The 13,227-nt window shown below is 69.1% G+C and carries 9 protein-coding genes and 1 tRNA gene; 3 read left to right on the top strand and 7 right to left on the bottom strand.

Annotation, left to right across the window (positions count from 1 at the left end):
* Positions 1 to 107: 107 nt before the first annotated feature.
* From AC1RTO_RS14715 to AC1RTO_RS14685, 7 genes are all read right to left on the bottom strand, one after another.
* Positions 108 to 908, bottom strand: a complete 801-nt coding sequence (locus AC1RTO_RS14715) for a class I SAM-dependent methyltransferase (protein ID WP_493161536.1) — start codon at positions 906 to 908, stop codon at positions 108 to 110.
* A 74-nt stretch (positions 909 to 982) separates the two neighbouring features.
* The gene (locus tag AC1RTO_RS14710; protein ID WP_493161535.1) at positions 983 to 2,893 is read right to left on the bottom strand and encodes a putative bifunctional diguanylate cyclase/phosphodiesterase; all 1,911 of its coding nucleotides are present in this window, start codon (positions 2,891 to 2,893) and stop codon (positions 983 to 985) included.
* A 177-nt stretch (positions 2,894 to 3,070) separates the two neighbouring features.
* Positions 3,071 to 3,484, bottom strand: coding sequence for a hypothetical protein (locus AC1RTO_RS14705; RefSeq protein ID WP_493161534.1), 414 nt, complete (start codon positions 3,482 to 3,484; stop codon positions 3,071 to 3,073).
* Between the two features lie 25 nt (positions 3,485 to 3,509).
* On the bottom strand, positions 3,510 to 4,568 hold the full coding sequence (locus AC1RTO_RS14700; protein WP_493161533.1) for an acetate/propionate family kinase: 1,059 nt from the start codon (positions 4,566 to 4,568) through the stop codon (positions 3,510 to 3,512).
* Entirely contained in the window at positions 4,556 to 6,886 is a 2,331-nt protein-coding gene (locus AC1RTO_RS14695) for a phosphoketolase family protein (protein WP_493161614.1), read from the bottom strand. The genes AC1RTO_RS14700 and AC1RTO_RS14695 overlap by 13 nt, the downstream gene beginning before the upstream one ends.
* A gap of 71 nt (positions 6,887 to 6,957) precedes the next feature.
* Entirely contained in the window at positions 6,958 to 7,134 is a 177-nt protein-coding gene (locus AC1RTO_RS14690) for a hypothetical protein (RefSeq protein WP_493161532.1), read from the bottom strand.
* 253 nt (positions 7,135 to 7,387) lie between these two features.
* Positions 7,388 to 7,462, bottom strand: a tRNA-Gly gene (locus AC1RTO_RS14685).
* A 141-nt stretch (positions 7,463 to 7,603) separates the two neighbouring features.
* Between AC1RTO_RS14685 and AC1RTO_RS14680 the strand changes: the two genes are divergently transcribed.
* The 3 genes from AC1RTO_RS14680 to AC1RTO_RS14670 are packed head-to-tail and all read left to right on the top strand — an operon-like array spanning position 7,604 to position 13,173.
* Positions 7,604 to 8,377: a hypothetical protein gene (locus AC1RTO_RS14680; protein WP_493161531.1), complete on the top strand. Its 774-nt coding sequence runs from the start codon at positions 7,604 to 7,606 to the stop codon at positions 8,375 to 8,377.
* Positions 8,271 to 9,821, top strand: coding sequence for a Y-family DNA polymerase (locus AC1RTO_RS14675; protein WP_493161530.1), 1,551 nt, complete (start codon positions 8,271 to 8,273; stop codon positions 9,819 to 9,821). The genes AC1RTO_RS14680 and AC1RTO_RS14675 overlap by 107 nt, the downstream gene beginning before the upstream one ends.
* A 16-nt stretch (positions 9,822 to 9,837) precedes the next feature.
* Positions 9,838 to 13,173 carry an error-prone DNA polymerase gene (locus AC1RTO_RS14670; RefSeq protein WP_493161529.1) on the top strand — a complete coding sequence of 1,112 codons (3,336 nt, stop codon included), beginning with the start codon at positions 9,838 to 9,840 and terminating at the stop codon, positions 13,171 to 13,173.
* Positions 13,174 to 13,227 lie beyond the last annotated feature (54 nt).

Genomic DNA, 13,227 nt, shown 5'->3' with positions numbered 1-13,227 from the left:
GATGCGCCCGCTGCGGACCTAACGGCCCGATGCGGTTTTGGATGCGGGGGTCACAAATCGTTACAGACGGCCGGCCGTGGATGGTGCCACGGCCGGCGCCGCAAGGCTCAGCGCGGCTTGACGAACCGGAGCGTGAAGCGGTCGCTCTCGCCGATCGCCGCATATCTGGCGCGATCCACATCCTTCAGGCGATAGGTCGGCGGCAGCGTCCACACGCCCTCGGGATGGTCGTGCGTGTCCCTGGCATTGGCGTTGATCCGCGATTCCCCGGCGAGCGTGAAGCCCGCGTCCTTCGCCAGCCGGACGACAGTCGACCGCTTGATATAGCCGCTCGTCTTCTCGCGTGCCGTGTCCATGTTCTCGGGCAAGCGATGGTCGACGACGCCCAGCACGCCGCCCGGCTTCAGCGCCGCATAGAATGCCTTGAACACCCGCCCCGCAGCGGCGGGATCGTCCTGCATCAGCAGATTGTGGACGTTGCGGAACGTCAGCACCACGTCGGCGCTGCCCGCGGGAAGCGAGGATGCGCCCGTCCTGAAATCGATCGTCGCGACCTGCGTCGGGCCATAGGTCGCGGCCTTGCCGGCCAATTGGGTGCGGGTGCGTTCGGCCTGCGGCGTCGGCACCAGCGCGACATAGCCCCCGCGGCCGTTGGTCAGCGGCGCAAGGATCTCGGTATACCAGCCCCCGGCCGGCAGGAATTCGACGACCGTCTGCGTCGGCGTCACGCCAAAGAAGGCGAGCGTCTCCGCCGGGCGGCGATAGCGATCGCGCTCCCGGTTCGCCGGCGTCCGCGTCGGCGCTGCGACCGCGGCGACGATCTCCTTGGATGGGGCAACGGACTGCGCGACCGCTCCGGCGGCACCGAGCGTGGCAAGACAGGCAAAGGTGGCGATCAAGCGGTTCATATTACTAGGGTCCTACAGGCAGATAGACACAACCATGCCCCGCGCGAACAACTTCTACTATCACACCAACGCCCCTAACACAACGATCGCGTCGCCATCCGCTCGGTATCGGCAGCAGGCACGCCGGTTGTCGCCCCCTCCGGACGCTGCGCCCGGCTCAGCAGCAGTGCGGTCGCCTGCTGGCGTGGGAGCGCGGGCGACACCAGGAACCCCTGCCCAAGAATGCAGCCCGCGGCGGCGAGCAGGCCGGCCTGTTCCTCGGACTCGATGCCTTCCGCGACGATGCGGATGTTCATCCGTTCGGCGATGCGGATCAGCCCTTCGACGATCGTCATGCTCACGCTGTCCACCGCGAGGTGATCGACGAAAGTCTTGTCGATCTTGATGATGTCGACCGGCACGGTGAGCAGATGCGTCAGCGAGGCGAAGCCGGTGCCGAAATCGTCCAGCGCCACCTTGATGCCTTTGCCGCGCAGCGACTGGATCGCCGCCTGGATCAGCTGGTCGCCATCACCCATGTAGACGGTTTCCGTCACCTCGAGGATGACGTGCTCCAGCGGGACGCCTGCCTGTGCGAAAGCATCGGTCAGAACGCGGTCGACCGATCCGCCGCTCAGATCGGCGGATGAGACGTTGATGCCGACGTGCTGGATGGGAATGTACATATCCAGCCAGCGGCGGACGTCCGCCGCGACTATTTGCATCATTCGCGCGGTGATCGCGGTGGCGACATACACGTCGCTCATCGCTTCGTGGAACGAGGAGGCCGCGACGATCCCGTCGCCGATACGCATGCGACACAGCGCTTCGAGCCCGACGATCTCGCGCGTGTCGAGGCGGAAGATCGGCTGGTAGAAGGCCTCGATCCGGTCCTCGCGCAGCGCCGCCCCCACGTCGCGGATGGCGCTCAGCCGTTGCGTCATCGACGAGCCCAGGCCCGGCCAGTAGCGGACGAACCCGCCCCGCCCGGTCTCCTTGGCATGGTAGAGCGCGAAGTCGGCGTTCTGCCGGACGCGATCCACCGACGGCGCATCGTGCGACTGGACGGCGCCACCGATGGTCGCGCGCGGCACGATGGTCTGCCCGCCGCAATCGACCGGCGTCATCAGCGCCTGCAGGATCTTTCCGGCCGCCCCCTCCAGATCGCGCAGGGCCTCGGGCGACTGGACGACGACGGCCAGTTCGTCGCCGCCGATGCGGAACGCGCGATCGGGGAATGCCGCTTTCTCGACGCAACGGCTGGCCGCCCGCAGCAGCCCATCACCCGCGGCATGGCCGAACGTGTCGTTGACCACCTTCAAATTGTCGAGGTCGAGCGCAAACAGCGCCCAGCTGCCGACCTCCCTGCAGTCGAGGTCGAGCAGGGCGGCATTGAAGGCCGCGCGGTTCGGCAGCCCGGTCAGCGCGTCCGTAAACGCGCGCCGTTCGTGCTCGACCAGGCGATGGTGCCGGTCGATCGCGATCAGGCAGAGGTGCACGCAATTGTGCACGACCTCCCGCTCGGCCTCCGTCGGCATCGTCGGCTCGCGATGGTAGATCGCGAAGGTCGCGACCGTGGTGCCGGCAGCGTTGATGATCGGGCTGGACCAACAGGCCCTCAGGCCGTGCGAAAGCGCGATGTGCCGGTATTGCTCCCAGCGCGGATCGGTGGCGATATCCTCCACCGCCACTTCCGCACCGAAATAAGCGGTGCTGCCGCAGGAGCCCGCAGACGGGCCGATGAGCGTGCCATCCAGCGCCGCGGAATAGGCATTGGGCAGGCTGGGCCCCGCCAGCGGATGCAGCCGGCCTTCGTCGTCGACGAGCAAAACCGAACAGATCGCGTCGGGCAGCAGCGCCTCGACCTCGACACACAGCTGCGTACAGGTCGAGGCGAGCCGGTCACCCTTGGCGATCGATCCGAGGATCGCGTTCTGCAGCCTGAGCAGCGCACCGCCCAGCCCCATATGCTGCTCCGGTGCGCCGCCATGTGAGCCCTCATCCATGGCCAACCATGGCTCGATGGATATTGACCGTTCCTTAAGACGGGTCGCGCCGTTCGGCGGTTTGGCAAAGTATTGAAACCGCAATGAGAAAATCAAGCCATATTGGCTCGTTATTCGCGGCGCCAGCACGGCCGATCGCGAGTATTTTCTATGCGTGCTCTATTGTACGCGCTTTGACTATTCTCGCTCCACAATTCCGAGTATCGCGATTTTCAGGAAGTAATATCCTGTCCGTCCGACGTTCCCCCACCGTATGCGACAGATATAACTTTTCCGGCCAAGATCGTGGAGCGGTGTCCCGACGCGTGCTCCCAGAACAGCCGTTTCAGCGGGCCGGCGTTGGTCTTGCCGAGTTCGACCACCGCATCGCCCCCGGCCGGACGGGATCGCCTGAGCCATGTAGGGCGTGAAGCCCTTCATCTGCTCGAGGGTGATCCTGCGCGGTATCGACAATTCGGTCCGTGCGGTGACCACGTCGGGCAGCGCCGGGCCCGGATGCGCCAGTACCACGCGAACGCCCGCTGCGACCTCGCCTGCACCGGTGATCCGCACGCCGCGAAGACCGATCGCCTGCGGCAGGGCGTTCGCCATCGCAAGCGCGCCGGCCGCGGCGCGATCACGGCCGGCCCCTCGCGACGATCGAGACGTCGCGCGCGATCTGTTCCTCCTCGTCCGGGGGCAGCAGCATGACGGGGACGCCGGCCCGCGCATCGACGGATGCGGCGATATTCGCCCAGGCGAGGTCCGCGCAGATGGCGTCGCGGGTCGTGGCGTCATGCGTGCCGATCCCGCCGCTGAAGACGAGCAGGTCGATGCCGCCGAGGCTGACGATCATCGCCGCGATCTGCTTGGCGACCGAGCGGCAGAAGATCGCGATGGCGAGCGCGGCGTCGGGCAGCGCGGCGCCCTCCTGCCGCAACAGACGCAGATCGCCGGACAAGCCGGATATGCCGAGCAGCCCGGACCGGCGGTCGACGAGCTCCTCGAGCGTGGCGGCGGTCATGCCGCGCTCGCGCAGCAGGAACAGCAGCAGCCCCGGATCGACGTCGCCGCTGCGCGTCGCCATCACCACCCCGCCGGACGGCGTCAGCCCCATCGACGTGTCGATCGAGCGCCCCGCCCGCACCGCCGTGACGCTCGCGCCGCTGCCGAGGTGCGCGATCACCAACCGGTCGGGCAGCGCGCGGCCCAGCTGGCGGACGATCGACTGGCACGACAGGCCGTGGAAGCCGTATCGCCGGATCCCCCCGGCGCGCAACGCGGCGGGGACCGGCAGCACCGCCGCGACCGGCGGCAGGTGCCGGTGGAAGCCGGTATCGAAACAGGCGACCTGCGGCACGCCCGGATAGCGGCGCTGCGCCGCGGCGATCAGCGCCAGCGCCGCGGGGCCATGCAGCGGCGCGAAGGCGCAGGCCGCCTCCAGCCGGGCGATGACCGCGGCATCGACCGGCACCGGATCGAACAGGTCGGGGCCGCCATGGACGATGCGGTGGCCGATCGCGGCCGGCACCACGCCGGGAAGCGCGGTGGCGATGGCGTCGAACAGCGCGTCGTGATCGGCATCCGCCGCAACACTGCCGCCCGCACGCCGCACGACATCGTCGCCGTCGATCGCGAACGCGCCATATTTCAGCGACGACGATCCGCCGTTGAGCGCGAAAATCACCGCGCCCATTGCCAGTCGCGCACCTCCGGCAGGTCGTCGCCCTCTTCGGCGATATGCAGTTTGTGGCGCTCGATCGTCGCCCAATAGCGTGCCGTTTCCGCCGGCACGCGGTCGCGCAGCCGCGGCACCCGCTCGATCGCGTCGAGCGCGAGGCGGTAGCGATCGAGATCGTTCATCACCACCATGTCGAACGGCGTCGTCGTCGTCCCCTCGCCCTTGTAGCCGCGGACATGGAAATTGCGGTGCCCGGCGCGCGCATAGGCCAGCCGGTGGACGAGCGCGGGATAGCCGTGGAAGGCGAAGATCACCGGACGGTCGGCCGTGAACATCGCATCGAACGCGCGATCGTCCAGCCCGTGCGGATGCTGCGTCTGCGGCTGGAGCACCATCAGGTCGACGACGTTGACGACGCGCAGCCGGATGTCCGGCACGAAACGTCGCAGCAGCATCGCCGCGGCGAGCGTCTCCAGCGTCGGCACGTCGCCGGCGCAGGCGAGCACGACGTCGGGATCGCCGTCGTCGCTCGCCCAGTCCCAGATCCCTGCGCCGATCGTGCAATGGCGCACCGCCTGGTCGATCGTCAGCCATTGCCGCTCGGGCTGCTTGCCGGCAACGATGACGTTCACATAGCCCTGACTGCGCAGGCAGTGATCGGCGACCGAGAGCAGGCAATTGGCGTCGGGCGGCAAATAGAGGCGCGCGACCGCCGCGGTCCGGTTGGCGACATGGTCGAGGAAGCCCGGGTCCTGGTGCGAGGAGCCGTTGTGATCCTGTCGCCAGACATGCGAGGTCAGCAGATAGTTGAGCGAGGCGACCGGCCGGCGCCACGGGATCGACCGCGTCGTCTTCAGCCATTTGGCATGCTGGTTGACCATCGAATCGACGATGTGGACGAACGCCTCGTAGCAGGAGAACAGCCCGTGCCGGCCGGTCAGCAGATAGCCTTCGAGCCAGCCCTGGCAGAGATGCTCGCTCAGCACCTCCATCACCCGGCCGTCGGGGCTGAGATCGGTATCGCCGGCGCGCGTCTCGGCGAGCCACGTCTTGCCGCTGACGTCATAGACCGCCTGCAACCGGTTCGACGCGGTTTCGTCCGGCCCGAACAGGCGGAAATTGGCGCCGGCGAGGTTGAGCGCCATCACCTCCCGGAGATAGCCGCCCAGCGTCGCAGTCGCCGCGGCCGCGACGCCGCCGGGTGCGGCGACCGCGATCGCATGGTCGCGAAAGTCGGGCAGGATCAGCGGCGTCAGCAATTCGCCGCCGTTGGCGTGCGGGTTGCAACCCATCCGCCGGTGCCCGGTCGGCGCGAGGCTGGCGAAGGTTTCGCGGAACTTGCCGCGCGCGTCGAACAGCTCCTCGGGACGGTAGCTGCGCAGCCATTCGTCGAGCTGGACGAGATGCCGGGGATCGTCGAAATCGGCGATCGGCACCTGATGCGCGCGCCAGCTGCCCTCGACCGCCTTGCCGTCGACCTGCTTCGGTCCGGTCCAGCCCTTGGGCGTCCGCAGCACGATCATCGGCCAGCGCGGGCGGACACCGTCCGACGCCCCCGATCGGGCCGCGTGCCGGATCGCGCGGATGCGTGCCAGCACGGTGTCGAGCGTCGCCGCCAGCTGCTGATGGACGATCAGCGGATCGTCGCCGCCGACGAAGAACGGTTCGTGACCATAGCCGCGCATCAGCGCGGCGAGCTCCTCCTCGGGGATGCGGGCGAGTATGGTCGGGTTGGCGATCTTGAAGCCGTTGAGGTGCAGGATCGGCAGCACCGTCCCGTCCGAGACCGGATTGAGGAATTTGTTGCTGTGCCAGCTCGTAGCGAGCGCCCCGGTTTCCGCCTCGCCATCGCCGATCACGCAGGCGACCACCAGATCGGGATTGTCGAACGCCGCGCCATAGGCATGGGCGAGCGAATAGCCGAGCTCGCCGCCCTCGTGGATCGACCCCGGCGTTTCGGGCGCGACATGGCTCGGGATGCCGCCGGGCCAGGAGAATTGCCGGAACAGCCGCTCCATCCCGCCCCGGCTGCGCTCGATCGCCGGATAGCGTTCGGTATAGGAGCCCTCCAGATAGGTGTGCGCGACGATGCCCGGGCCGCCGTGCCCCGGGCCGATCACGGCGATCATGTCGACGTCCTGCTCGACGATCAGCCGGTTGAGATGGACGTAGAGGAGGTTGAGCCCCGGCGTCGTCCCCCAGTGGCCGAGCAGGCGCGGCTTGATGTCGGCGCGGGTCAGCGGGCGTTCCAGCAGCGGATTGGCGCGCAGGTAGATCTGCCCGACCGACAGGTAGTTGGCCGCGCGCCAATAGCCGTGCATCCGGTGGAGCATGTCGGGGGAGAGCGGCCCGGCGGGGGCGCCGTCGTCGCGCGGGGCCGGCGGCGCCGCCAGTGCCGCCACCGTCAACGCTCCGTCCCCACGGGAGATGGTGCGGGCGATGGCGGGGGCAGTTCGGCCGCGACGTCGTGGAGCACCGCCAGCCGCTGATGGATGATCCGCGCCATGTTGGTCGCCGAGCGATCGGCCATCCCCTGTTCGAACAGGGCACGCCTGCGATGCATGTTGCGAAGAGCCGGCATAAAAGCCTCCCGTATCAAGCGGGAGCACTAAGCGGTCTCTCAGCCGTCGCGGTGCCTAGGGCGGAAGCGGCGGTGTCGTCCTGCTATCAGGTTTCCGCCCGCCAACCTAAATCGCATGTCCCGACGAACGGGCATCGACCGGACGATAGCGGAGGCCCATCCGGACCACGCGGCGCCATCGGCACGCGCGTCACCGCAATCCCGATGGTCGGGATCGCCTTTCGGCATTTTTCTCGCTGATGTCCGGAAAAACTGGAGCGGGCGAAGGGATTCGAACCCTCGACCCCAACCTTGGCAAGGTTGTGCTCTACCCCTGAGCTACGCCCGCTCTGGCGCCTGTCCGACCGGCTGGTCGGTGGGTGAGGGGCGCTATTAGCCGCGTGTTTTGAGGGGTGCAACCCCTATCTCGAAATACAGCAACACGATTCAGGCTTGGCGACTCGATAGATAGAACATTACAAGAACATAGATGAGCGACTCGTCCGCCCTGATCGCCCGCCTGCGGCGCATTGCCGCCGGCACGGGTGCTGCGCAAGCCGCCGCCGCGCCGGTCGACGCATGGCTGGCGCAGGGGCTGGGGCGGGCGCAACTGCATGATATCTATGCGATCGATGGCGAGGACGGGCCGAGCGGCGCCGGCTTCGGCATCGCCGCCGCGCTCGCCGCCGGCGCGCTGCCGCTGCTGTGGCTGCGCACCGAGGCGTGCGAGCGCAGCCAGGGCCGGCTGCATGCGACCGGATTGATCGAACTGGGGCTTTGCGCCGATTCGCTGGTGCTGGGCGTCGTCGCGGACGAGGCGGCGCTGCTGCGCGCGGCGGCGGATGCGGCGCGCTGCGCCGGGCTCGGCACCGTGCTGGTCGAGAGCGTCGGGCGCGCGCCGGGGTTCGACCTCACCGCGACGCGGCGGCTGATGCTGGCGGCCGAATCGTCGGGGGTCACCATCCTGTCGCTGCGCATCGGCGCCGCACCGACGCCGAGCGCCGCGGCGACCCGCTGGGGCGTGGCGGCGGTGCCGTCGACCGCGCTGGATCAGGGCGGGGGAGAGGGCGCGCCCGGCCTCCCCGCGTTCGACGTCGAATGTCTGCGCCGGCGCGGAGGCCCCGCGGGGCAGCGCTGGCGCGTGGAGTGGGATCGTGATGCCAAGAGTTTCCGTGGAGCGCCGCTATCTGGCGCTGGTCTTTCCGTGGCTCCCGATCGAGCGGCTGCGCGCCACCCGGCCGCACCTGTTCGTGCGACAGGGTGAGACGCCGATCGCCTTTACCGAGACGGTCGGCCAGGCGGTGCGGCTGACCGCGACCGACCTGACCGCCGCGCGCGCCGGGCTGGAGCCGGGCCTCAGCCTCGCCGATGCGCGCGCGCGGGTGCCGGAGCTGGAGGTGTTCCCCGCCGATCCGCACGCCGACATGGACTGGCTGGAGCGGCTGGCGGACGGCTGCGCGCGCTACAGCCCGACGGTGGCGCTGATGCCGCCCGATGCCCTGGTGCTCGATATCGCCGGCTGCGCGCATGCCTTCGACGGCGAACGGCCGCTGGCGGCGGATGTCGAGGCGCGGATGGCGCGACGCGGCATCCTGGCGCGCCACGCCTTCGGCGACACGCCGGAGATCGCGCGGGCGCTCGCCCGCTATGCCGGGGCCGCCGCACCGGACGAGAAGGGCGCGGTGAAGCGGCTGCCGGTGGCGGCGCTCGAGCTCGACCGGGACGCGACCGTGGCGCTGACCCGCGCCGGGCTGAAGACGGTCGGCGACGTGATGGCGCGTCCGCTGGCGGGGATCGCCGCGCGCTTCGGCGAGGAGGCGGCGACGATGGTGCGGCGGCTCTCGGGCGATCACAAGGCGCCGGTGAAGGCGCGCGTCCGGATCGCCCCGATCGCGATCGAGCGCCGCTTCGCCGAACCGATCGCGCGCACCGATTATGCGCTGGAGGTGCTGGAGGAGCTGGCGGCGGAGGCGGCGGCGACGCTGGCCGAACGCCACCAAGGCGGGCGGCGGTGGGAGGCGCGCCTGTTCCGCGCCGACGGCCACGTCCAGTCGCTGCGCGTCGAGACCGGCCAGCCGACGCGCGACGTCGCGCTGCTGATGCGCCTGTTCGCGGAGCGGATCGACAGCCTCGCCGATCCGCTCGACCCCGGCTTCGGCTACGATCTGGTGCGGCTCGACGTCGCGCTGGCCGAGCGGCTCGACGCGGCGCAATTGCGGCTGGAGGGCGGCGCGTCGCGAGAGGGCGAGGTGGCGCAGCTGGTCGACCAGCTCTCGACCCGGCTCGGGCGCAGCCGGGTGCGCCGCTTCGGCGCGCGCGACAGCCACATCCCCGAACAGGCCGAGCTGATGCTGCCCGCCACCGCCGACGCGCCGGCCGCCGCCTGGCCGGAGACGGAGGCGGGCGAGCCGCCGCTGCGCCCGATCTATCTGTTCGACCCGCCGCAGCCGATCGAGAGCGTCATGGCCGAGGTGCCGGACGGCCCCCCGCACCGCTTCCGCTGGCGCCGGCGGGTGCACGAGATCGCCCGTTCGGAAGGGCCGGAGCGGATCGCCGGCGAATGGTGGCGGCGGCACGATGCGACGATCCCGACCCGCGATTATTATCGCGTTGAGGACCGCCGCGGCCGCCGCTTCTGGATCTTCCGCCACGGCCTGCACGACGAACGCGAGCATCCGCGCTGGTATCTGCACGGACTGTTCGCGTGACGCCCCGCCGATCGCCATGACCGCGTTCGCCGAACTCGTCGCCGCGACCAATTTCTCGTTCCTGCACGGGGCGAGTCATGGCGAGGACATGATCGGACAGGCGGTGGCGCTGGGCCATGCGGGAATCGGCATCGCCGACCGCAATACCGTCGCCGGGGTGGTGCGCGCCCACAAGGCGTTGCGCGAGATTCGCGAACGCGCGATCACGGGCGGCTTCCGCGACATCGATTTCAAGCTGGTGGTCGGCGCGCGGCTGGTCTTCGCCGACGGCACGCCGGACATCGTCGCCTATCCGGCCACCCGGCATGGCTGGGGCCGGCTGACCCGCCTGCTCACCACCGGCAATCTGCGGGCGCAGAAGGGCGATTGCATCCTGGGGCTGGGCGACCTGCTGCGGCATAGCGACGACCTGCTGCTGATCGTGCTGCCCGTGTCGAGCGCCCGGCCGGCGACCCCGCGGCCGGAGGCGATGCTGCCGCCTCGACGCGACGACCCGAGCCTGCGCGAGACGCTGCACCGGCTAGCCCATGCCGCACCGGATCGGCTGTGGCTGGGCCTCACCATGCCGCGCGCCGGCCGGGATCGACGGCAGTTGCGCCGCCATGCGCAGATCGCCCGGAACGCCGGCGTGCCGTTGCTCGCGACCTGCGATGCGGTGTTCGCAACCCCCGATGCGCGGCCGCTCCACGACGTGCTGACCTGCATCCGGCACAGTACAACGATCGCGTCGGCCGGGCAGCTGCTCGCCGCCAATGCCGAACGTCACCTCAAACCCGGCGAGGAAATGGCCCGCCTGTTCGCCGATGCGCCGCAGGCGGTGGCGGAGAGTCTGGCGATTCTCGATCGCATCGATTTCACGCTGACGCAGCTTGCCTATGAATATCCCCACGAACCGGTGCCGGACGGCTGGGATGCGCAGGGCTGGCTGGAGCATATCGCCTATGCCGCGGCGCATCGGCGCTTTCCGGGCGGCATCCCCGCCCGATTGCAGGCCCTGCTCGACGAGGAACTGCCGCTGATACGGGACCGGCAATATGCCTATTATTTCCTGACGGTTCACGACATCGTCCGCTTCGCGCGGGAGGAATGCGAGCCGCCGATCCTCTGCCAGGGCCGTGGATCGGCGGCGAATTCGGCGGTCTGCTGGTTGCTCGGCGTCACGTCGGTCGATCCGATGCGCTACGATCTGCTCTTCTCGCGCTTCGTTTCGGCCGAGCGCGACGAGCCCCCCGACATCGACGTCGATTTCGAGCATGAGCGGCGCGAGGAGGTGATGCAATATATCTACCGCCGCTACGGCCGCCATCGCGCGGCGATCGCGGCAACCGTGATCCATTATCGCCCGCGCAGCGCGGTCCGCGAAGCCGGCAAGGCGCTGGGCCTGACCGAAGACGTGACGCAGCGGCTGACCAGCACCGTCTGGGGCAGCTTCGCCGACCGGTTCGAAGCGAAACACCTCGGCCAGACCGGTTTCGATATCGACAATCCCGAAATCGGCCGGCTGCGCGGCATCGTCGACAGCCTGATCCGATTCCCCCGCCATCTGTCGCAGCATGTCGGCGGCTATGTGCTGACGCAGGGTCGACTGGACGAGACGGTGCCGATCCATCACGGCGCGATGGCGGACCGCACCTTCATCGAATGGGACAAGGATGACATCGACGAACTGAAGATCATGAAGGTCGATATCCTCGCGCTCGGGATGCTGACGTGCATCCGCAAGGCGTTCGACCTGATGCATGACCATGGCCTCGGCACGCACCGGCTCGAAACGATCGCCAACGACGAACATCCCCGCGTCTACGACATGCTGTGCAAAGGCGACAGCATCGGCGTGTTCCAGGTCGAAAGCCGGGCGCAGATCAACATGCTGCCCCGCCTCAAGCCGCGCAAATTGTACGATCTGGTCGTGCAGGTCGCGATCGTGCGGCCGGGGCCGATCGCGGGCGACATGGTCCATCCGTATCTCCGTCGCCGGGCCGGCAAGGAAATACCGGAATTCCCCTCCCCCGACCCCGCCTTCGGTCCGCCCGACGAACTGCGCACGCTGCTCAGGGAAACCTATGGCGTGCCGCTGTTCCAGGAACAGGCGATGAAGCTCGCCATCGTCGCGGCAGGGTTCACGCCGGGCGAGGCGAACCAGCTGCGGCGCGCGATGGCGACGTTCCGCAAGGTCGGCGGCATGGACAATTTCGAGGAGAAGCTGATCGGCGGCATGGTCCGCCGCGGCTATCAACGCGACTTCGCCGAGCGCTGCTACAAGCAGATCGAGGGGTTCGGCAGCTATGGCTTTCCCGAAAGCCACGCGCTGTCGTTCGCACGGCTGGTCTATGTGTCGTCGTGGATCAAATGCTTCCAGCCCGCCGTGTTCGGCTGCGCGATCCTCAATTCGCAGCCGATGGGCTTCTACGCACCCGCGCAGCTGGTGCAGGATGCGCGCGACCATGGCGTCGTGGTGCGGCCGATCGACGTCAACGCCAGCCATTGGGACAATGTGCTGGAGCCACTGGACGACGGCAGCCTCGCGATCCGGCTCGGCTTTCGCCAGGTCGACGGCTTTCGCCAGACCTGGGCCGAGGCGCTGGTCGACGCGCGCGGCGACGTGCCGTTTGCGGGGGTGGAGGCGCTCGCGGCGCGGGCGGGACTGCCGACGCGCGGGCTCAACCTGCTCGCCGATGCCGACGCGTTCGGCTCGATCGCGATGGAACGGCGCGATGCGCTGTGGGAGGTGCGGCGCACGCCGCCGAAACAGCTCGCCCTGTTCGCCGCGGCGGAGGCGCCGGAGCTGGGCGAGGAAACCGACGCGCGGCTGCCGGCGATGCCGGCGAGCGAACAGGTCGCGGCGGATTACCAGACGACGCGATTGTCGCTGAAGGACCATCCGATGCGCTTCCTGCGCCCGGTCTTCGCCGCCGAGGGCATCCTTTCGAGCGCGCAGGCGGCACGCGCCAGGGATGGGCGGCGGGCGCGGATCGCCGGCGTGGTGCTGGTCCGCCAGCGGCCGGGCAAGGGCAATGCGATCTTCGTGACGATCGAGGACGAGACTGGCGTCACCAACGCGCTGATGTGGGCGCGCGATTTCGAGGCGAACCGGCGCGCAGTGATGGCGGCGCGGCTGCTGGTGCTGGAAGGCGTGATCCAGCGCAGCGAGGAGGGCGTCATCCACCTGATGACGGTGAAGGCGTACGACCGTAGCGCGGAACTCGGCCGGCTGTCGTCCGACTATAGCGCCGAAACCCCGCTGCTGCCGGTCGACGAGGTGATCCGCCCCAAACCGATCATGAGCCGCGACCCCCGCGGCGGCCACCCGCGCGACGTAAGGGTGCTGCCGCCGTCGCGCGATTTCCACTGAGGGCGCGCGAGGAGAATCGACGGCGAACCGGGCGCAGGAGAAACCCGCGCTCGC

The organism is Sphingomonas sp. GW821-FHT10F09, from assembly GCF_058809195.1.
The sequence above is the reverse complement of the archived record's forward strand: the minus strand, read 5'-3'. Positions and strand labels throughout refer to the sequence as shown.